At 69.8% G+C, this 19,105-nt stretch carries 16 protein-coding genes; 8 read left to right on the top strand and 8 right to left on the bottom strand.

Annotated features, from left to right (window positions below; genetic code table 11):
• Positions 1 to 4: 4 nt before the first annotated feature.
• From CEP17_RS14120 to CEP17_RS14110, 3 genes are all read right to left on the bottom strand, one after another.
• The gene (locus CEP17_RS14120; RefSeq protein WP_112932684.1) at positions 5 to 1,039 is read right to left on the bottom strand and encodes a hypothetical protein; all 1,035 of its coding nucleotides are present in this window, start codon (positions 1,037 to 1,039) and stop codon (positions 5 to 7) included.
• 139 nt (positions 1,040 to 1,178) lie between these two features.
• Positions 1,179 to 2,309, bottom strand: a complete 1,131-nt coding sequence (ispG, locus tag CEP17_RS14115; protein ID WP_039414575.1) for a flavodoxin-dependent (E)-4-hydroxy-3-methylbut-2-enyl-diphosphate synthase — start codon at positions 2,307 to 2,309, stop codon at positions 1,179 to 1,181.
• Between the two features lie 69 nt (positions 2,310 to 2,378).
• The gene (locus CEP17_RS14110) at positions 2,379 to 3,422 is read right to left on the bottom strand and encodes a hypothetical protein (protein WP_112932683.1); all 1,044 of its coding nucleotides are present in this window, start codon (positions 3,420 to 3,422) and stop codon (positions 2,379 to 2,381) included.
• Between the two features lie 264 nt (positions 3,423 to 3,686).
• On the opposite strand from CEP17_RS14110, the gene CEP17_RS14105 reads away from it, so the two are divergent.
• Positions 3,687 to 5,606 carry a chorismate-binding protein gene (locus tag CEP17_RS14105; protein WP_112932682.1) on the top strand — a complete coding sequence of 640 codons (1,920 nt, stop codon included), beginning with the start codon at positions 3,687 to 3,689 and terminating at the stop codon, positions 5,604 to 5,606.
• 1 nt (position 5,607) lies between these two features.
• On the opposite strand, the gene CEP17_RS14100 is transcribed toward CEP17_RS14105, so the two are convergent.
• A complete protein-coding gene (locus CEP17_RS14100) occupies positions 5,608 to 6,918 on the bottom strand; it encodes a M50 family metallopeptidase (RefSeq protein WP_112932681.1) in 1,311 nt (436 codons plus the stop codon).
• A gap of 99 nt (positions 6,919 to 7,017) precedes the next feature.
• Here CEP17_RS14100 and CEP17_RS14095 point away from each other — a divergent pair, with 99 nt between their 5' ends.
• From CEP17_RS14095 to pflA, 5 genes are all read left to right on the top strand, one after another.
• Positions 7,018 to 7,614 (top strand): hypothetical protein, encoded by a 597-nt coding sequence (locus tag CEP17_RS14095; RefSeq protein WP_239498542.1) that lies wholly within the window; start codon positions 7,018 to 7,020, stop codon positions 7,612 to 7,614.
• A gap of 90 nt (positions 7,615 to 7,704) precedes the next feature.
• Positions 7,705 to 8,400: a DUF1775 domain-containing protein gene (locus tag CEP17_RS14090; protein WP_112932680.1), complete on the top strand. Its 696-nt coding sequence runs from the start codon at positions 7,705 to 7,707 to the stop codon at positions 8,398 to 8,400.
• Between the two features lie 128 nt (positions 8,401 to 8,528).
• Positions 8,529 to 10,166, top strand: a complete 1,638-nt coding sequence (locus CEP17_RS14085; RefSeq protein ID WP_112932679.1) for a UDP-N-acetylmuramoyl-L-alanyl-D-glutamate--2,6-diaminopimelate ligase — start codon at positions 8,529 to 8,531, stop codon at positions 10,164 to 10,166.
• 193 nt (positions 10,167 to 10,359) lie between these two features.
• The gene (gene pflB / locus CEP17_RS14080; RefSeq protein ID WP_112932678.1) at positions 10,360 to 12,621 is read left to right on the top strand and encodes a formate C-acetyltransferase; all 2,262 of its coding nucleotides are present in this window, start codon (positions 10,360 to 10,362) and stop codon (positions 12,619 to 12,621) included.
• Positions 12,622 to 12,669: 48 nt separating this feature from the next.
• Positions 12,670 to 13,608: a pyruvate formate-lyase-activating protein gene (gene pflA, locus CEP17_RS14075; protein WP_112932677.1), complete on the top strand. Its 939-nt coding sequence runs from the start codon at positions 12,670 to 12,672 to the stop codon at positions 13,606 to 13,608.
• A 146-nt stretch (positions 13,609 to 13,754) separates the two neighbouring features.
• Here pflA and dxr read toward each other — a convergent pair whose 3' ends face one another.
• Both dxr and CEP17_RS14065 read right to left on the bottom strand, forming a co-directional pair.
• Entirely contained in the window at positions 13,755 to 14,837 is a 1,083-nt protein-coding gene (dxr, locus tag CEP17_RS14070; RefSeq protein ID WP_112932676.1) for a 1-deoxy-D-xylulose-5-phosphate reductoisomerase, read from the bottom strand.
• A 24-nt stretch (positions 14,838 to 14,861) separates the two neighbouring features.
• A complete protein-coding gene (locus tag CEP17_RS14065) occupies positions 14,862 to 15,818 on the bottom strand; it encodes an FKBP-type peptidyl-prolyl cis-trans isomerase (protein WP_039414551.1) in 957 nt (318 codons plus the stop codon).
• 85 nt (positions 15,819 to 15,903) lie between these two features.
• Here CEP17_RS14065 and CEP17_RS14060 point away from each other — a divergent pair, with 85 nt between their 5' ends.
• Positions 15,904 to 16,734, top strand: a complete 831-nt coding sequence (locus tag CEP17_RS14060) for a lysophospholipid acyltransferase family protein (protein ID WP_112932986.1) — start codon at positions 15,904 to 15,906, stop codon at positions 16,732 to 16,734.
• Here CEP17_RS14060 and CEP17_RS14055 read toward each other — a convergent pair.
• The gene (locus CEP17_RS14055) at positions 16,703 to 17,215 is read right to left on the bottom strand and encodes an OsmC family protein (protein ID WP_112932675.1); all 513 of its coding nucleotides are present in this window, start codon (positions 17,213 to 17,215) and stop codon (positions 16,703 to 16,705) included. The genes CEP17_RS14060 and CEP17_RS14055 overlap by 32 nt on opposite strands.
• Positions 17,212 to 18,003, bottom strand: a complete 792-nt coding sequence (locus CEP17_RS14050; RefSeq protein WP_112932674.1) for an MBL fold metallo-hydrolase — start codon at positions 18,001 to 18,003, stop codon at positions 17,212 to 17,214. Before CEP17_RS14050 ends, CEP17_RS14055 begins: the two co-directional genes overlap by 4 nt.
• Before the next feature lie 65 nt (positions 18,004 to 18,068).
• Here CEP17_RS14050 and CEP17_RS14045 point away from each other — a divergent pair, with 65 nt between their 5' ends.
• Complete coding sequence (locus CEP17_RS14045) at positions 18,069 to 19,094, top strand: asparaginase (protein ID WP_112932673.1); 1,026 nt, start codon at positions 18,069 to 18,071, stop codon at positions 19,092 to 19,094.
• Positions 19,095 to 19,105 lie beyond the last annotated feature (11 nt).

Below are 19,105 nucleotides of genomic sequence, written 5' to 3'. Positions count from 1 at the left end.
TCGCTCACCCCTCGCTCAGCGCGGCGATCACGGATGCCGTCGCGTCGGCGATGCGGGGCGCCTCCTGGACCTTGATGAGGTTGATCCCATCCGTGGCGACCACGAACGAACTGTCCGGACGGATGGCGCCTGTGCCCTCGAGCGCCTGCTGGGCACCTGCGACGACCACGGGCGTCAGCGACTTCCGCGACGACAGGTTCTTCTCGATCCGTTCCCATTCATCTGCGGCACCGGGATAGGCGGTGATGACGATGGCCGTCAGACCCTCTGCCGACGACGAGTACCACTTGCAGTCGATCGTCGTCCCATGTGCAATCGCAAGCTCCGATGGGACGTCGGTTCCGAAGCCCGATGGATAGCCGGACTCGAAGTCGGCTGAGCCGAGAATACCCGCAAGGTCAAGCCGGCTTCCCAGGTCCTCGCAAGTGGGCGATGCCCACCATTGCGTGCTCGGCGTCGCAGCTCGCGGCGCGGGCGACGTCGACAGGGACTCCCCGAAGAGCGGGACGAGCTTTACCACGTCCTCGCTCAAGTGAGCCTTGGACTCCGGCGCCTCGTCGCCCACCTCGCCGTCGATCGTGATCAAGAGCCAGGTCGTCTCGTTGCTGATCGCGACCCGGCATCCCCAACCGTCGTAGAGATATCCCTCGCAGACCACGCCGCCGTAGCGGGACTGAGTGCTGTCCGGAATCACATCGACGGGAGCTGCAAAGCTCCGCACAGCCGCGCCGCTCACCGCCCGCCAGACGCATTCCAAGCCACCGAGCGTACGCACGCCGATCGAGGTCTGCTCAGAAGCCGCTGCGAGCTCTCTGCCCACGACCGCGGAGAGCCGCGCCACGTCCGCGACGGCGGCGCAATCGCCTCCGAAGGCGGGCCGCGCGGCCGTGTCGATCGTCGAGCTGGGAGTGGGGCTCTCGGGGGCTGGGGCCACGGCCTCGCTGTTCAAAGGGGAGCTCGCGATGGGACCGCCAGACGCACAAGCTTGCAGCGACACGACGGTGACCGCAAGCGCGAGCAGAAGGGCGGCGCGCCGCACGAGGTCCTTGGTAAGAGTGGGCAAGGTTGCCATGGCCCCATGGTCGCACGCCCCTGAGGCGGGCCTCGCTCGGACTCACAACGATCTGATCACGCCCATGCCGCCGACGGCATACGAGGCCGTCCACGAAGAACGCGGCTCAGGCGGTGACGACCTGCGCCGTGCCGAGCGGGGCGTCGGGGCCCATCTCGTCGGCGATGCGGTTGGCTTCTTCGATCAGAGTGGCGACGATCTCGGCCTCGGGAACGGTCTTGATCACCTCGCCCTTGACGAAGATCTGGCCCTTGCCGTTGCCCGAGGCGACGCCCAGATCGGCTTCCCGCGCCTCACCCGGTCCGTTGACGACGCATCCCATCACAGCGACGCGCAGGGGCACCGTCATGTCCTTGAGACCCTCGGTGACGTCGTTGGCGAGCGTGTACACGTCCACCTGCGCACGGCCGCACGACGGGCACGACACGATCTCGAGCTTGCGCTCGCGGAGGTTCAGCGACTGCAGGATCTGGTGGCCGACCTTGACCTCTTCCGCCGGCGGCGCCGACAGGGAGACGCGGATCGTGTCGCCGATGCCCTCACCGAGGAGGATGCCGAAGGCGGTGGCGCTCTTGATCGTGCCCTGGAACGCGGGACCTGCCTCAGTCACACCGAGGTGCAGGGGCCAGTCGCCCCGCTCGGCGAGCATGCGGTACGCCTTCACCATCACGACCGGGTCGTTGTGCTTGACGGAGATCTTGAAGTCGTGGAAGTCGTGCTCCTCGAACAGCGACGCCTCCCAGACGGCGCTCTCCACCAGTGCCTCCGGGGTCGCCTTGCCGTACTTCTCGAGCAGACGCTTGTCGAGCGAACCCGCGTTCACGCCGATGCGCAGCGAGACCCCGGCATCCTTCGCCGCCTTGGCGATGGCGCCGACCTGGTCGTCGAACTTGCGGATGTTGCCCGGGTTCACGCGCACCGCGCCGCACCCGGCGTCGATGGCCTGGAAGACGTACTTGGGCTGGAAGTGGATGTCCGCGATCACGGGGATCTGGCTCTTCTTGGCGATGATGTGCAGCACGTCGGCGTCATCCTGGCTGGGGACGGCCACACGCACGATCTCACAGCCGGATGCCGTCAACTCGGCGATCTGCTGAAGGGTCGCGTTGATGTTGGTCGTCGGCGTCGTGGTCATCGACTGCACGCTCACAGGGGCGTCGCCACCGACGAGCACCTTCCCGACCTTGATCTGACGGCTCTTGCGGCGGGGGGCGAGGACGTCCGGCACACGCGGCATCCCGATGTTCACTGCTGGCACTGCACCAGACTACGCCGCACACGCTGCGCGAGGGCGGCGCGGCTGACGTCAGGGGGATGTCGCGAACTTGTCGAACACGCGGAGAAGGAGCGTCGTCGGATCTCCGGTGCCGCTGTCGCCGATGCTGACCCGGGCGAGGTTGACGCCGTCGGCGGCGAGCGCGGTCTTCCCGTCCACCGCCGCGGACAGCCCGCCCGCGAGGCTCGTGCGCTCCCCGGTGGCCAACGCCGCGTCCACCGCCCAAGCCCCGCCGGGCGAGAGCTGAAGGCTCGTCAGCCCGTAGGTCGGATCGGCGGAGGGATCACTGAAATCGGGGAACCACATGCACGTGAGTGAGACTCCGGCACTCTCGAGCAGACGCCACGTCCACTCCTGACTGGGGTCGCCCTCCCACCAGCCGGTGACATAGGTCGACCCGAGGTAGTCGGCGAGTCCGAGACGCTGGCCCAGATCCTCACAGGAGATGTCCGTGCTCCACCATCCGACCGTGCGGGCCAGTGGAACGGGTCGAATTGCGCCCGCCGTATTCGCCGTGACCGCGTCGAGCACGGACCGCAGCAGCGCGGCGGGAGTATCGACGCCCTCTTCCGCCGCCTGGACGGCCTGAACAACGAGCCAGACGCCGCCCACGTCAGCGCCCAGCGTGCATGACATCGCGTCATAGATCTGAATGCACGTCCCCGCCTCCGCCTCGGCCCGCAGATCCTGAGGTATCACCGAGGTCGGGAACGCGAGCACGGACACGGCCGCTGTGTCGGCGCCCAACGGCTGCCAGTCGACTCCGCGCCACGTGCATTCGACACCGCCCAGCGTTCCGATGCCGACATCTTGCCCCGGGTCGGCGTCGACACGCGTGGACTCCACGGCGAAGAGCGACGCCCGCTGATCCTCACTCAGGACGGCGTCGCAGTCGCCCCCGAAGGCGATCGTGTGCTCCTCGGGCGGCGTCGCTGTCGGCGTGGACGTCGCCGAGGCGACGGGCGATGCGGACTCGACGGGTGCCGCAGCGCCCCGTGCACAGCCCGCCAGCACCAGGAGACATGCCGCTGCGGCTATGACGACGGGGACCGATCGGGGGGCGGAGACGCTCATCCCTCCACCCTGACGCACGGCGCTGCAGAGGCGCATGGGGCAGCGGCCGTTCGTTTCGAGATCGTGATCGCGCACCGGCGGCCGACGCCCGCCGCGCCGACGCGCACGTGTCGTTCTGATATCGTGACCGCATGTTCGCGAACACCTCCTGGTGGCCCACCCGCTGAGGCGGTGTGCTCGCGACCCACGACACAGACCGCCCTCGAGGCGGTCTTTTCGTTCCCGGACGAATGCAGCCCGCCCGACCTGAAGAAAGGCCCGGCGATGACCCCGAGCCCCTCCCCGCTGGAGTCCGTGCTGCGCGCGGAACGTCCGTTCGCCCTGATCGCCCGCGATGCCGGCACCGTCGAGCTCCTCGTCGGCGAGGTGGTCGACGTCCCCCTGCTGTCCGACATCCCGCTGACGGATGCGACGGGCACCCCGCGAGAGGTGCTGGCGCTCGTGCCCTATCGGCAGGTCGTCGAGCGGGGCTTCGCGTGCCACGACGACGGCGCGCCGCTGCGCTGTCTCGTGGTCGACGAGCACGTGACACTCGAGCGCGCCGCGCTGCTGTCGACCCTGCCGTCCGAGACCGTTCCGCTGGCCGACGCCGGATTCGACGTCAGCGATGACGAGTATGCGACGATCGTCCGCCGCGTCATCGCCGACGAGATCGGCCGCGGCGAAGGCGCGAACTTCGTCATCCGCCGTGACTTCACGGCATCCGTCGACACCGACGCGGTCACCGCGGGACTCACCTGGTTCCGCGCCCTGCTGGAGCACGAACGCGGCGCCTACTGGACCTTCCTCGTGTCCACGCCCGGTCATCTCGCGGTCGGCGCGAGCCCGGAGGCCCACGTCAGCGCGCGGCGCGCCGGCGCGACGATCGCGGGCACCAGCGTCGTCACGATGAACCCGATCTCGGGCACCTTCCGCCACCCCGTCGGAGGAGCCACGGCCGAGACGCTCACCGCGTTCCTGTCGTCGACGAAGGAGACCGAAGAGCTCTTCATGGTCGTCGACGAGGAACTCAAGATGATGAGCGCCGTCTGCAGCGACGGTGGCCGCATCACCGGCCCGCATCTCAAGGAGATGTCGCGGCTGACGCACACCGAGTACATGCTGCGTGGCACGAGCACGATGGACCCGCGGGACATCCTGCGCGAGACGATGTTCGCACCGACGGTCACCGGATCGCCCATGCAGAACGCGTGCACGGTCATCCAGCGGCACGAACGCGAGCCCCGCGGCTACTACTCCGGCGTCGCGGCACTGTTCACCCCCACCGCCGACGGTCGCCACGACCTGGATGCGCCCATCCTCATTCGCACCGCCTACCTGGTCGACGGCACCCTGCGCGTTCCCGTGGGCGCCACGCTCGTGCGCCACTCCGACCCCGAGGGCGAAGTCGGAGAGACCCACGGCAAAGCGGCCGGCGTGCTCGGGGCCATCGGCGCCGTGGCACGCGATGCGGCCTCCGACACGCTCCTCGACGAGGACGCCCCGGCATCGACGGCGCCCCGCCTGGCCGACGACCCGTCGATCGCCGCGCTGCTCGCGGCGCGCAACGAGCGGCTCGCCCCCTTCTGGCTGAACCCGCAGCAGACCGCTGCCGCGGGTCCCTCGGGCGGCCGCACGGCGGTGGTGGTGGATGCCGAGGACCGTTTCACCACGATGCTCGCCCACCAGCTGCGTCACCTCGGCTTCGCCACCTCGATCGTGCCCTGGAGCCGCGCCGCGGCGGAAGCCGACGCTCTCGCGGCGGCCGACATCGTCGTCGCCGGACCCGGCCCGGGCGATCCGCGGGACGACGGCAGCGCACGCATCCGCGCCATGCGCGACGTCGTCGCCGCCCGCCTCGACGGCGGCCGGCCCCTCCTGGCGGTCTGTCTGAGCCACCAGATCCTCGCCGACCGGCTCGGCCTGGACCTCGCTCCCCTGGCGACGCCCCATCAGGGCCTGCAGAAGACCGTGGACGTCTTCGGAGAACCATCGTCGATCGGGTTCTACAACACGTTCACGGCCCGCGTGAACCCGGGAACGGCCCGCCTCGGGCGCACGGAGATCTCGGCGGATGGGGCCTCCGGTGACGTCTACGCCCTGCGCGGACCGGGCTACGCCTCGGTGCAGGGGCACCTGGAGTCGATCCTCTCGCGCGACGGCCTCGCCACGCTCGAACGACTGGTGTCCTGGGCTCTCGACTGACTCAGCCGAAGATCTTGAGCGGATTCACGATGTCCGCCAGGATCAGGATGCCGCCCATCACGACGATCGCGACGACCACGACGAACGTCACCGGGACGAGCGTGGTCGCATCGACGGGGCGCGGCGGCGGGCGGCGCCACAGCCGGGCCCAGGCGCGCTTCACGCCCTCCCAGAGGGCGATCACCACGTGTCCACCGTCCAGCGGCAGCAGCGGGATGAGGTTGAAGACGAACAGTGCCAGGTTGAGCGAGCCCAACAGCCCGAGAATGGTGGCGACGCGGTTGAGCACCGGCGCATCGGTGGCCGCGGCCTCGCCGGCGAGCCGGCCGACGCCGACCACCGACAGCGGCCCGTTCGGATCGCGCGGAGCCCCGGTGATCATGTCGGACGCTGTCTGGTAGACCCGCGCCGGCAGTTGCCACATGATCCCGACGACCTGACCGGCCTGTTGCACCGCGGCGGCGGGACCGGCCCACAGCGGCTGGTGCACGTAGTCCGTCGTCGCCGTCATTCCGACGAAGCCGACGTCGGCGGTGACGGTGGTGCCGTCAGGCCCCGCGATCTGACGCTGGGCGAGCATCGGGGTGACCTGGAGGGTCTGCTCGACACCGTCGCGGCGAACGACGACAGCGATGGCACGGTTGGGCGAGGCCTGGATGATCGCCGACGCCTCCTCGAACGTCGACACCGATGTGCCGTCCACGGAGACGATCACGTCACCGGGCTGGATGCCGGCGGCCGCCGCGGGTGAGACGGGATCGTCCGCCGCGCACGCGGTCTGGGTCGATCCTGCGGGCAGCACGCACTGGTTGACAGCCGCGATGGTGGTCGTCGCGGTCTGCACACCGATGCCGCTGAAGACGATCGCGAAGAGGAGCATCGCCAGCAGAAGGTTCATCACGGGCCCGCCGAGCATGATGACGATCCGCCGCCACACCGGGAGTCCGTAGAAGGTGCCGGCGCGGTCCTCACCGTCGAGGGTCTCCTCGTTGGCGGCCCGCGCGTCCTGCACCATCGACGCGAAGAAGCCGGCGCGCCGCTGCGACGATGCCGCGGCCGCGACCGTCTGCGGGACCGGCGGATACATACCCGCCATGGAGATGTAGCCACCGAGCGGCAGCGCCTTCACGCCGTACTCGGTCTCGCCGATCCGACGTGACCACAGCGTGGGCCCGAGACCCACCATGTAGCGACCGACTCGCACGCCGAAGAGCTTGGCGGGCACGAGATGCCCGACCTCGTGGAGAGCGATGGATGCCGCGAGCCCCACGACCAGCAGCACGACGCCGACGATGAAGGCGATGAGGGTCACGAGCCAAGAGGGTACCGGTCGCCGCTTTGAGTTCGCTCAGCGCTCGAGTGCGCTCCGTCCCCGCGGCGCGCACGTCCCCGGCCCCGATAGGCTCGTCAGGTGCCCCAGCGATCGATGAGCCGCCGCGTGCGTGCTCTGCGCGGCACGAGCGCCGCCGCGATCGCCACCACGATCGCTTCGACCGGGCACACCTTCGGCGGCGCGGACGCGCCCCCGCTGTGGCTGATCGTCGCTGTCACGATCCTCGCGTCGCCGGTGGCCGTCGCGCTGGTCGGCCGGCGACGCAGTCTGCCGAGGACGGCCGCGGCCATCGCGGCGGCTCAGATCGCGCTGCACACGGTGTTCGCCGAGGTTGGCCCCGCGTCGCTGCCCGCGGCCGGCACCGGGCACGTGCACGGCGCGCTGACGGTCGGGCCGACCGCGGCCGACGCAGGGCACCATGCCGCGCACTTCACCCTCGGCATGCTGATCGCCCACGTCCTGGCCGCGGTCACCACCGTCGCACTCGTCTCCTACGGCGAGCAGCTTCTGGCGGTGCTGGGTCGCGGTATCCGGCGCGTCCTGAGCCGCCCGCGCGCGGTGGCGCCGCCCGCCTTCCCGTGGGTCGTCCTTCCGTCCTTCGCACCACGCGTCGCGCGTGACAAGGCCCACCTGTCCGTTCTCACTCGACGGGGTCCGCCGGCGTTCGCACGCTGAGCACCGCCGCATTCCGCGGCACCCCGCGGCGTCGCCGCACCCGTCATCGCGGCATCCGCCGCGCACCGAACGAACAGAAAGAGCACCCTGATGACTGTCACCTCCCCCTCCCGCCGCCGCGCGCGCACGATCGCCGGCGTTCTCGCCGGCGCGGCGCTCGTGCTCGCGGCGCCGCTCGCCGCGTCGGCCCACGTGCACGTCACGCCGGACGCGTCGGATGCCGGATCGACCACACGGCTCGCGTTCTCGTTCAGCCACGGCTGCGAGGACTCGCCGACCACCGCAGTGAAGATCACCATCCCCCAAGGCATCGACGGCGTGAAGCCGGTGCTCGACGGCGCCTGGAAGATCTCCCGTGAGCTCAACACCGACGGCATCCCGTCGTCCGTCACCTTCACGGCGGTCACGCCCGTCGACTCCGGCGTGGCGGCCTCGGTCGCGCTCGACGTGATCTTCTCGTCGAGCGCCGCGAACACCTCGGTCGCTTTCCCCGTGCTCCAGACGTGCGAGACGGGGTCGACCGACTGGTCTGAGGTCGCTGCCGAGGGGCAGACGGAAGACGACCTGACGTCGCCCGCCCCCATCGTCGCGGTGGGCGCGGTGTCGACCGCTTCCGGCGACCACGAGCACGCGTCGACGACCGACGGCGATGCAGATGCGCACGCCGCCACGACCGCCGCGGCGGCGTCGGATGCCGACCCGGTCGCACGCTGGTTGAGCGGTGGCGCCCTCGCCGCCGCGATCGCAGCGCTCGTCGTCGCGCTGGTGCGTCGACGCCGCGCCTGACGGATACCCGGCTCGTCCCGGCACGCGGCCCGGCCGCCGCTCATGCGGCGACCGGGCCGCGTGCCGAAATGAACGAGGTAGCCTGGTCATAGCTCTCGCATAGATATATGCGAAAGCATGAGAGAACTATGACTTCCGACGCTGACAGTAATCTCCCGCCTACCGTCCGTCCTTTGCGTGCGCCCCACGTCCGACTCGGAGATCTGGTGCGCCGTTTCGGGGGCGAACAGGGCGAGGGAGACGGCGATGTCATCGTCTCCGGAGTGACGCTGGCAACGGACGACGTGCGTCCCGGCGATCTGTTCGTCGCGCTCCCCGGCCGCAACCATCACGGCGCGCAGTTCGTGGGGGCTGCCGTCGCGGCGGGGGCGGCAGCCGTGATCACCGACCGTGCGGGCGCGGAGCTGTCAGCCGGCGCGGGCGTGCCGATCGCCGTGGTGGACGACCCGCGCGGCATCCTCGGTGAGATCTCGGCCTGGATCTACGGCACGGACCAGAACGTGCCGATCATGCTCGGCGTCACGGGAACGAACGGCAAGACGAGCGTCGCGCATCTCCTCAAGGCGGTTCTGGAGCAGCTGGGCGTCGTCGCGGGTCTGTCGTCGACGGCGGAGCGCCACATCGGCTCCGAGGTGATCACCTCACGGCTCACGACGCCGGAGGCGCCCGAGTTCCACGCTCTGCTCGCGCACATGCGCGAGCGCGGGGTGGAGGCGGTGGCCGACGAAGTGAGCGCGCAGGCGCTGGCACGTCACCGGGTCGACGGGATCGTCTTCGATGTCGCGGGCTTCACCAACCTCACGCACGACCATCTCGACGACTTCGGCGACATGGGCACCTACCTCCGCGCGAAGCTGCCGCTGTTCACCCCCGAACGCAGTCGTCGGGCGGTGGTGAGCCTCGACTCCGAATACGGCGCCGAGGTCGTCGCGGCGGCGAGGGTTCCCACCACGACGATCATCACCCCGGCCCTGGCCGTGGAGCCGGTCGCGGCGGATTGGACCGTGGACATCGTCGCCGAGCGACAACACGGCACCACCTTCGCTCTTCACGGCCCCGATGGGCAGTCGCTGACGACCACTGTTCCGGTGATCGGCCCGCACATGGCCTCCAACGCGGCGCTCGCCATCGTGATGCTCCGAGAGGCGGGCTACGCGTGGGAGCGGCTGGCCGCGGCCCTCGACGGCCGCCGGATCGAGGCGGCTGTCCCGGGGCGGACACAGCGCGTGTCCGGAGAGAGCGGCCCGGCGGTCTACGTCGACTTCGGCCACTCCCCCGACGCGTTCGAGAAGACACTCGCCGCCGTGCGGCGCATCACCCCGGGACGCGTTCTGATGCTGTTCGGCGCCGACGGCGACCGCGACACGACCAAGAGATTCGATATGGGACGCACTGCCGCGCTCGGCAGCGACATCCTCATCATCACCGATCACCATCCGCGACACGAGAACCCCGACGACATCCGCGCCGAACTGCTCACCGGCGCTCGCGCCGCCGTGTCGGCCACCGAGATCCTCGAGATCTCGCCGCCGGAACGGGCGATCGTCGAGGCGATCTCGCGCGTCGGCGACGGCGACGCGATTCTCTGGGCGGGCCCCGGCCACCAGGACTATCGCGACATCCGAGGCGCTCGTGTGCCGTACTCGGCGCGAGAGCTCGCACGCCGAGCCCTCGCCGCGGCCGGATGGGCCCCGCCGGCACCGTCGTGGGTGGTGCCCTACCCGCGGGATTCCACGCCGGACTCCGATCCGACGCGCCCCGCCTGAGACCAGCGACACCCGCGACCCCGCGACGCCCCTTGTGGACTGACCACAAGGGGCGTCCGTCTTTCCGGAGAGTCGATTGTCGGCGGCATCCATGCTCTCTTTGTGGTCTGACCACAAGCGCTAGGCTGACCTCAACGACTCGCCCACGGATGGGTGGACGGGCCGCTCCCACGAGGATTTGAGGAAGCGAATCATGACTACCGTCACCCCCTCCGCACAGGACACCCAGCCCGCCGCATGGAACGGTTTCACCGCCGGCCCCTGGCAGGATGCGGTCGACGTGCGCGACTTCATCCAGCGCAACTACACCCCTTACCTCGGCGATGCGTCGTTCCTGACGGGCGCCACGGCACGCACCACGCGCATCTGGAACACCCTGTCGGCGATGTTCCCGGTCGAGCGCGAGAAGGGCATCTACGACGTCGACGCGCACACGCCCGCCGGCATCACCGCCCACGGCCCCGGGTACATCGCGAAGGACGACGAGCTCATCGTCGGCCTGCAGACCGACGCGCCGCTGAAGCGCGCGATCATGCCCAACGGCGGCTGGCGCATGGTCGAGGGCGCGCTCGAGACCTACGGCTACGAGGTCGACCAGACCCTCAAGGAGATCTTCACGAGCTACCGCAAGACGCACAACGAGGCCGTCTTCGACGTGTACTCGCCGAACGTCCGCGCCGCGCGCAGCTCGCACGTCATCACCGGACTCCCGGACGCCTACGGCCGCGGCCGCATCATCGGCGACTACCGCCGCGTCGCGCTGTACGGCATCGACCAGCTGATCGCCGCCAAGAAGGTCGACAAGCTCGGTCTGGACACCACGCCGTTCTCGGAAGAGGTCGTCCGCATGCGCGAGGAGCACGCGGAACAGATCCGCGCGCTCGGCGAACTGAAGCAGATGGCAGCGGCGTACGGCTTCGACATCTCCGGGCCGGCGACCACCGCGCGTGAAGCCGTGCAGTGGCTGTACTTCGGCTACCTCGCCGCCGTGAAGGAGCAGAACGGCGCCGCGATGTCGCTCGGACGCACCTCGACGTTCCTCGACGTCTTCATCGAGCGCGACCTGCAGGCGGGCCTGATCACCGAGACCGAGGCGCAGGAGATCATCGACGACTTCGTCATCAAGCTGCGCATCGTCCGCTTCCTGCGCACCCCCGAGTACGACAGCCTGTTCTCCGGCGACCCGACCTGGGTCACCGAGACGATCGGCGGCATGGGTGAAGACGGTCGTCCCCTCGTGACGAAGAACTCCTTCCGGTTCCTGCAGACCCTGTACAACCTGGGTCCGGCGCCCGAGCCGAACATGACCGTGTTCTGGAGCCCCGAGCTGCCGCAGGGCTTCAAGGACTACTGCGCACAGGTGTCCATCGACACGTCGGCCGTGCAGTACGAGTCGGACGAGATCATCCGCCCCGCCTGGGGCGATGACGCCGCGATCGCGTGCTGCGTGAGCCCGATGCGTGTCGGCAAGCAGATGCAGTTCTTCGGTGCTCGCGTCAACCTCGCCAAGACTCTGCTGTACGCCATCAACGGCGGACGTGACGAGGTCACCGGCAAGCAGGTCTCGCCCGCCACCGCGCCCGTCGGCGACGGACCGCTGGACTTCGACGACGTCATGGAACGCTTCGACAAGACGATGGACTGGCTGGCCGAGACCTATGTCGAGGCCCTCAACTGCATCCACTGGTCGCACGACAAGTACGCGTACGAGCGCATCGAGATGGCTCTGCACGACAAGGACGTGCTGCGCACGATGGCCTGCGGTATCGCGGGGCTCTCGGTGGCGGCGGATTCGCTGTCGGCCATCAAGTACGCCACCGTGACCCCGGTGCGCGACGAACGCGGCATCGTGGTCGATTACGTCACCGAGGGCGAGTTCCCGAGCTACGGCAACGACGACGACCGCGCCGACCAGATCGCCGTGGGCCTGGTGGAGAGCTTCATGTCGAAGATCCGCCGTCACCCGATGTACCGGGGCGCCCTGCCCACGCAGTCGGTGCTCACGATCACCTCGAACGTCGTCTACGGCAAGGCGACGGGCAACACGCCCGACGGTCGCCGCGCCGGCGAGCCGTTCGCCCCGGGCGCCAACCCCATGAACGGTCGTGACACGCACGGCATGCTCGCCTCGGCGCTGTCGGTCGCCAAGATCCCCTACGCCCAATCGCAGGACGGCATCTCGCTGACCAACACCGTCGTCCCGAGCGGCCTCGGGCGCACCGCCGAGGAGCAGGTGCGCAACCTCGCCGGTCTGCTCGACGCCTACGTGGGCTCGCACGGCTATCACATGAACGTCAACGTGCTGAACCGCGAGACGCTTGAGGATGCCATGGAGCACCCGGAGAACTACCCGCAGCTGACCATCCGGGTCTCCGGCTACGCCGTGAACTTCGTCCGCCTCACACGCGAGCAGCAGCTCGACGTCCTGTCGCGTACGTTCCACGGCTCCATGTGATCCGCATCCCCGGCACACGAACCGACACGCAGAGAGAAGCTGAGGACAATGGCCAGGGCGATGCTCCGCCGCCACCCGTGCAACGCGGTGCCGTCCGCCCGCCCCGCCCTGCCCGATGACGCGGTGCGCCTGGAGGTCCCCCTCCAGGCGCCCGCCCATCGGCGCACCGGCGCCGGCCTCGACGGTCTCGCCGTCTCGGACGTCGACCGTCACGAGCGCCTCACCGCGATGCGCGAGGGGCGACTCGGCTCCGTGCACTCCTGGGAGCTCGTCACCGCCGTCGACGGGCCGGGAACGCGGCTGACCACGTTCCTCAGCGGGTGCCCGCTGCAGTGCCTCTACTGCCACAACCCCGACACCCTCGCGATGAAGGATGGACAGCCCGTCACGAGCGACGAGCTGCTCTCACGGATCGAGCGTTACACCGCGGTGTTCCGGGCGACCGGCGGCGGCATCACCCTCTCCGGCGGAGAGGTGCTCATGCAACCCGCCTTCGCGGCGCGGATCCTGCGCGGCGCGAAGGAGCTCGGCATCCACACCGCCATCGACACGTCCGGCTACCTCGGCGCCGCGGCCTCCGACGCCATGCTCGACGACGTCGACCTCGTCCTTCTGGACGTCAAGAGCGGCGACCCCGAAACGTACCGCGAGGTGACGGGACGGGAACTCGAGCCCACGCTCACCTTCGGCCGCCGTCTGGCGACACGACCCGACGGTCCCGAGGTGTGGATCCGGTTCGTCCTCGTCCCCGGTCTGACCGACGACGTGGACAACGTCGAGGCCGTCGCCGCGTATGCCGCGTCACTCAACGAGATCCGCTCCGGGACGGTTACCCGCGTCGAGGTGCTGCCGTTCCACCAGATGGGTCGCGACAAGTGGGACGCCCTCGGACGCGACTACCGTCTGGCCGAGACCGAACCGCCCTCGGTGGAACTCGTCGACCGCGTCCGCGATCAGTTCCGCGCACACGGCCTGCTTACGTACTGACCTTCCCTGCTCTCCCTCGTCTCGGCCGCCGCTTCCCCTCGCGGCCTCGCGCCCCGATCGTCCCCCGAATCGGGCGCTGACCGGACCGCCCTCCCCATCCTCTGCGGGCGGTCCGGTCCCCTCTGCCGGCGCGGGGCGCATCGATGTCAGGCGGCGGCGATCGCCTCATCGGCGGCAGCACGTGCCCAGGCCTCCGCGGCGGCGAGGGTCTCGCGCGAAAGCGTGGACGGCGCCTCGTGCATATCGACGATCCGCTGGACGGTGTCCAGGATGCCGGGAAAGCTCAGGCGTCCCTCGTGGAACGCATCGACAGCCTGCTCGTTGGCCGCGTTGAACACGGCGGGGTAGGTCGCGCCGGCGCGCCCCACCTGCTTGGCGAGCATGACCGCCGGGAAGGCCTCCTCGTCGAGGGGCTCGAAGCCCCACGAGCTCGCCCGAGTCCAGTCCAGGGGCGCACCGACGCCGCCGATGCGGTGTGGCCAATCGAGGCCCAACGAGATCGGCAGCCGCATATCCGGCGGAGACGCCTGTGCAATCGTCGACCCGTCGATGAACTCGACCATCGAGTGGATGATCGACTGAGGGTGCACGACGACGTCGATGCGGTCGTAGTCGACGTCGAACAGCAGATGGGCCTCGATCACCTCGAGCCCCTTGTTGACCAGCGTCGCCGAGTTCGTGGTGACCACACGTCCCATGTCCCAGGTCGGATGAGCCAGCGCCTGGGCTGGCGTCACCCGTTCGAGCTCGGCGCGGGTGCGACCGCGAAACGGCCCTCCCGAGGCGGTCAGCACGAGCCGACGCACCTCGTCGCTCGTCCCGGCGCGCAGGGCCTGCGCGATCGCAGAGTGCTCGGAGTCGACCGGGACGATCTGACCCGGCGCAGCGAGGGCGGTGACCAGATCGCCACCGACGATGAGCGACTCTTTGTTGGCCAGCGCAAGAGTACGCCCCGTCTCGAGCGCGGCGAGCGTCGGGCCGAGGCCGACCGATCCGGTGATGCCGTTGAGCACGACATCGGCCTCCACATCCCGCACGAGCTGCTCGGCTTCGACCGCGCCCAGCGCGGTGTGCTCGACCCCGAATTCGATCGCCTGCGCGGCGACGCCCGCCGCGTCGCGTCCGGCGGCGAGTCCCACCACCTCGAACTGATCACGGCGGGTGCGGATCACATCCAGAGCCTGGGTGCCGATGGAACCGGTCGAACCGAGGATCAGGATGCGCCGCATGCGGCCAGCCTACCGGCGGGCCGGTTACTGGGCCGCGGAGGTCTGGGCGCCCAGGATGTCGACGACGAACACCAGGGTCTCGCCCTTGAGGTCGTTCGTGTTGATCTCGCCCTCGCCGTAGCCGTCCGCCGGGGGCATCGTCACGAGCACCTGCGAGCCGACGGTCTGGCCTTCCAGGGCCTTGCGGAAGCCGGGGACGACACCGGTGGTGGTGAAGCTCGTCGGCACGCCGCCCTTGTCCCACGTCGAGTCGAAGGTCTTGCCGTCCGACCAGCGCACGCCGGTGTACTGCACCAGCACCTGGTCGCCGCTCTGGACCGTGGCACCGTCGCCCTTCTTCAGGGTGGCGATCTGCGTCTCGGTGGGCGGGTTGCCACCGGGAAGCGTGATCGTCGGCGCGCCGTTGTCGGCCAGCGACACCGTCGGCATCCCCGCCACCGGAGCCTGCTCGGCGCCCCAGGCGGCGCTCGGGACGATTCCGAGCAGGTCGACCACGTACACCTGGGCCGCACCCTGCTCGCTCGCCGGGAAGGTCGCGACGACGCGCTCGCCGGGCGCGCCGCAACCGAGGACCTGGCCGAGGGGGCTGGATGCCGAGATCTGCGCGGGCAGGAGCTGACCGGGCTTGTAGCCGATATCGCCGAGCTTCTGGCCCGTCTCGGCGTCGTAGGCCGTCATGGCGTAGGAGATGAACTGCCCCGCCGTCACCGGGGTACCCGACCCCTTGTCGATGGTCTTCGCCTGCAGCTTGTCGATCTGGATCGGCGCCGTGAACGACAGGGTGGGAGCTGCTCCCGCGTCTCCGCTGACCGTGACCGCGTCGGCCGCGGCGCCGGACGAGACCTGCGCGTCGCAGAGATCCGCCGCCGGCGCGGCGGTCGGGCTCCCGGACGCGGTGGCGCCGTTGGAGCCGGAACAGCCCGCAAGCAGGATGACGGACACAGCGGCGACGGAAACAGCGACGAGCGGGCGCAGGCGCACGATAGGACCTCACAGATGGAAGACGGATTCACACCCATCCTCCCCTACTTTGTTCTGCGTGCGCTGGGAGCGCCACGCTCTCGCCATGCTCATGGCGGCATGCGATCGGGAGTACCCTCGTCTGGTGACATCCGCAGAGCCCGCCCCCGACGCCGCCGGCGAGCTGCAGGCCTCGGCCGACGCCCATGACGTCACCGGCATCGGCCCCACCTATGTCATCGGCAGGTGGGTCGTGGCCCCGCTCGCGCGGCTGCTGTACCGTCCGCGCATCGAGGGACGCAAGAACTTCCCCCGCAAGGGCGCGGTGATCCTCGCCAGCAACCACCTGTCGTTCATCGACTCCTTCGTCATCCCCATGGCCGCTCCGCGGCCGGTGCGCTTCCTCGCCAAGTCGAGCTACTTCGACGGCGCCGGGTTGAAGGGGTGGTTCTCCCGACAGTTCTTCTACGCCGTCGGCGCGTTCCCCGTTCAGCGCGGAGCGGGCCAGGCGGCGTTGGATGCTCTCGAGCAGCAGCGACGGATGCTCGACGCGGGGTGGTCGACCGCGCTCTATCCGGAGGGGACGCGCTCCCTCGACGGGCGTCTGTACAAAGGCCGCACCGGTGTCGCGTTCCTCGCGCTGCAGACCGGCGCACCCGTGATTCCCGTGGGGTTGGTCGGAACCAACGAGATCATGCCCGTCGGAGCGAAGTTTCCCCGCCTGCGCCCGCGGGTGACGGTGCGCTTCGGCGAACCCCTCGACCTCTCTCATCACGGCTCCGCCGACTCCGGGCGCGCCCGCCGTCAGGCGACCGATGAGATCATGGCCGCGATCCACGCGCTCTCCGGTCAGGAGCTGGCAAACGCCTACAACGAGGCTCCGGCGTCCAATCCCGTCGAACGCCTCAAGCAGGTCCTTCCGCACGAACGCCGCTGACCGCGGCATCCGGGGCCACCGTGACGACGGCGTCGTGACGAACCGGGAAGTTGACCGAGTTCGCGATGAAGCACCACTCGTGCGCCTGCGCGTGTGCGGCCTCAGCCGCGGCGACCATGGACGCTGCGGCGACCTCGACCCGCGGTCGCAGCACGACCTCGGTGAAGGCGCCGCCGCCTCGACCGTCCTCGGTCATCCGCCCCGTCGCGTCGTCGGTGTAGGACACGACGACGACACCGGCCTGCACGCAGGCGTGGAGGTAGGACAGCAGATGACACTCCGACAGCGCGGCCAGCAGCATGTCCTCGGGGTTCCACTTCGAAGGATCGCCGCGGAAGGGACGATCGCTCGAAGCCTCCAGAGCCGGCTTGCCGTCGATCGACAGCGTCACCGAGCGGTCGTAGTCGCGGTACCCGCTCGTTCCGGTACCGCGATTTCCTGTCCACCGCGCCTGCAGTGCGTAACGGTGTTCACCGATCATCTCGCCAGTCTGCCACCCGCAGCGCGGTACGCGGCCGCCAGTTCCGCCAGATGCGCGTGCTCCTCGGCCATGCCGGGGTTGGCGATACGTGGATCGTCGGAGCGTCCTCGGCGGATCATGTCATCGAGGTAGCGTCGGTCCGCGTCGAGGCGAGCACGCGCGTCCGCGCCCACGTTTCCGTGACCGGGAACGACCACCGCGGCGCGCGCCGCGAACGGCGCGAGCCGGTCGAGAGCGTCGAGGTAGGCCGGCAGGTCGTCGGGAGAGAACGGCAGCGGCAGTTCGACGTCGCTGAGCATGTCGCCGGCGATCAGCACACGCCGCTCCGGCAGCCACAGCGCCGTGTGTCCCGGCGCGTGACCGTCGTGGACGACCGGCACGATGTGCACCCCCTTCGGCAGACCGTCGGCGGGGAAGCGGTCTCCGATGCCGTTGACACGGCCCATGAGCTCGGCGAACCACGGCGGCGCCTCGTCGTCCAACGCAGCGACGAGTTCAGCGCGCTGCGAGACGGTGAGCGCGGCAGTGGTGTCGGAGGCCCAGCGCGAGACGTCCCCGAACGCCGGGTGCCACAGCAGATGGTCGTGATGGGCGTGGGTCGCAAAGCCCGCGCGAACGTGCAGCCCGCGGGCGTTCAGCGTGGCTGCCAGCGCGTCGAGCTCGTCCGGGTCCCACGCGGGATCGACGAGCAGAGCCTCGGCTCCACCCACGATGACGGTGCTCGTGGTGGCCATGCGCCGGCTCGTCGCGACCCAGATCCCATCGGCGACCTCGTCCAGCTGGCGCATCCCCGTCTCCTCGGTGGTCCCAGCCGACCCTTTCCGCGGCACGCGAAGAAAGTAGGCTCTTGTGCGTGTCAGATCCTCTCACCGTGTCCCGTCCCTCCGCACCCTCCGGCACCATCGCCGTCACCGATGCGGTGGAACTCGCCGTCGTCGAGCGCAGCGGCTTCATCGAGTCGCGGCACGCCGGAGCGGCGATCGTGCTGGACCCCGAGGGCGTCGTCCAACTGAGCCTCGGCGACGTCGACACACCGATCCTGCCCCGCTCGAGCATGAAGCCGTTGCAGGCACTCGGCTGCCTGACCGCGGGTGTCTCCCTGGAAGGCGAGCAGCTCGCGCTGTCCACCGCCAGCCACAGCGGAACCGACCGCCACGCCGCCGTCGTCCGGGAGATCCTCGCGACCGCCGGTCTCGGCGAGGACCACCTTCAGTGCCCGCCCGCGTGGCCCGGCGACACGGCGACGCGCGATGAGCTCGTGCGCGAACTCGGACAGCCGGGGCGAATTCGCATGAACTGTTCCGGAAAGCATGCGACGATGCTGCTGGCCTGCACCGCGAACGGGTGGGACATCGAGAGCTACCTCGACCCGCAGCATCCGCTGCAGGTGCATATCCGTGAGGTCATCGAACGGCTCACGGGGACGAAGATCTCCACGACCGCGATCGACGGCTGCGGAGCACCGGTGTACGCCATGAGCCTGACCGCCCTCGCCCGCGCCGCGCATCGGATCGGCACCGCCTCGGAGCGCTCCCCCTTCGCCCTGCACCGTCTGGCCGGAGCGCTCGTGCGCGCGGTCCGCGAGAACCCGTGGGCGATCGACGGGCCGGGCCGCCCGGACACCATCGCGATCGAGCGGCTCGGCGTCTTCGCCAAGGGGGGCGCCGAGGGGATCATGATCATGACGGCCCCCAACGGCGCGACGGTGGCCCTGAAGACGCTGGACGGCAGTGGCCGCGTCGCGACGGCCGTCGCGATCCGTCTGCTGGAGCGCGTCGGCGCCCTGTCGTCGGCGGACGTCGCCGCGACGCTCGACCAGCTGCCGCTGGAGATCACCGGTGGAGGGCGCGAGGTGGGGCGCATCCGTCCCACCGTCTGATCCCTCGCGTT

This window comes from Microbacterium sp. PM5 (assembly GCF_003293595.1).
In the GTDB taxonomy this organism is placed as follows: domain Bacteria; phylum Actinomycetota; class Actinomycetes; order Actinomycetales; family Microbacteriaceae; genus Microbacterium.
The sequence above is the reverse complement of the archived record's forward strand: the minus strand, read 5'-3'. Positions and strand labels throughout refer to the sequence as shown.

Coding starts and splice junctions, on each gene's coding strand:
- ispG (WP_039414575.1), bottom strand. CDS start 2,309: ATGCCGCGTGTGCCGGACGTCCTCGCCCCCCGCCGCAAGAGCCGTCAG.
- CEP17_RS14110 (WP_112932683.1), bottom strand. CDS start 3,422: ATGAGCGTCTCCGCCCCCCGATCGGTCCCCGTCGTCATAGCCGCAGCG.
- CEP17_RS14105 (WP_112932682.1), top strand. CDS start 3,687: ATGACCCCGAGCCCCTCCCCGCTGGAGTCCGTGCTGCGCGCGGAACGT.
- CEP17_RS14090 (WP_112932680.1), top strand. CDS start 7,705: ATGACTGTCACCTCCCCCTCCCGCCGCCGCGCGCGCACGATCGCCGGC.
- CEP17_RS14085 (WP_112932679.1), top strand. CDS start 8,529: ATGACTTCCGACGCTGACAGTAATCTCCCGCCTACCGTCCGTCCTTTG.
- pflB (WP_112932678.1), top strand. CDS start 10,360: ATGACTACCGTCACCCCCTCCGCACAGGACACCCAGCCCGCCGCATGG.
- pflA (WP_112932677.1), top strand. CDS start 12,670: ATGGCCAGGGCGATGCTCCGCCGCCACCCGTGCAACGCGGTGCCGTCC.
- dxr (WP_112932676.1), bottom strand. CDS start 14,837: ATGCGGCGCATCCTGATCCTCGGTTCGACCGGTTCCATCGGCACCCAG.
- CEP17_RS14060 (WP_112932986.1), top strand. CDS start 15,904: ATGCTCATGGCGGCATGCGATCGGGAGTACCCTCGTCTGGTGACATCC.
- CEP17_RS14055 (WP_112932675.1), bottom strand. CDS start 17,215: ATGATCGGTGAACACCGTTACGCACTGCAGGCGCGGTGGACAGGAAAT.
- CEP17_RS14050 (WP_112932674.1), bottom strand. CDS start 18,003: ATGCGCCAGCTGGACGAGGTCGCCGATGGGATCTGGGTCGCGACGAGC.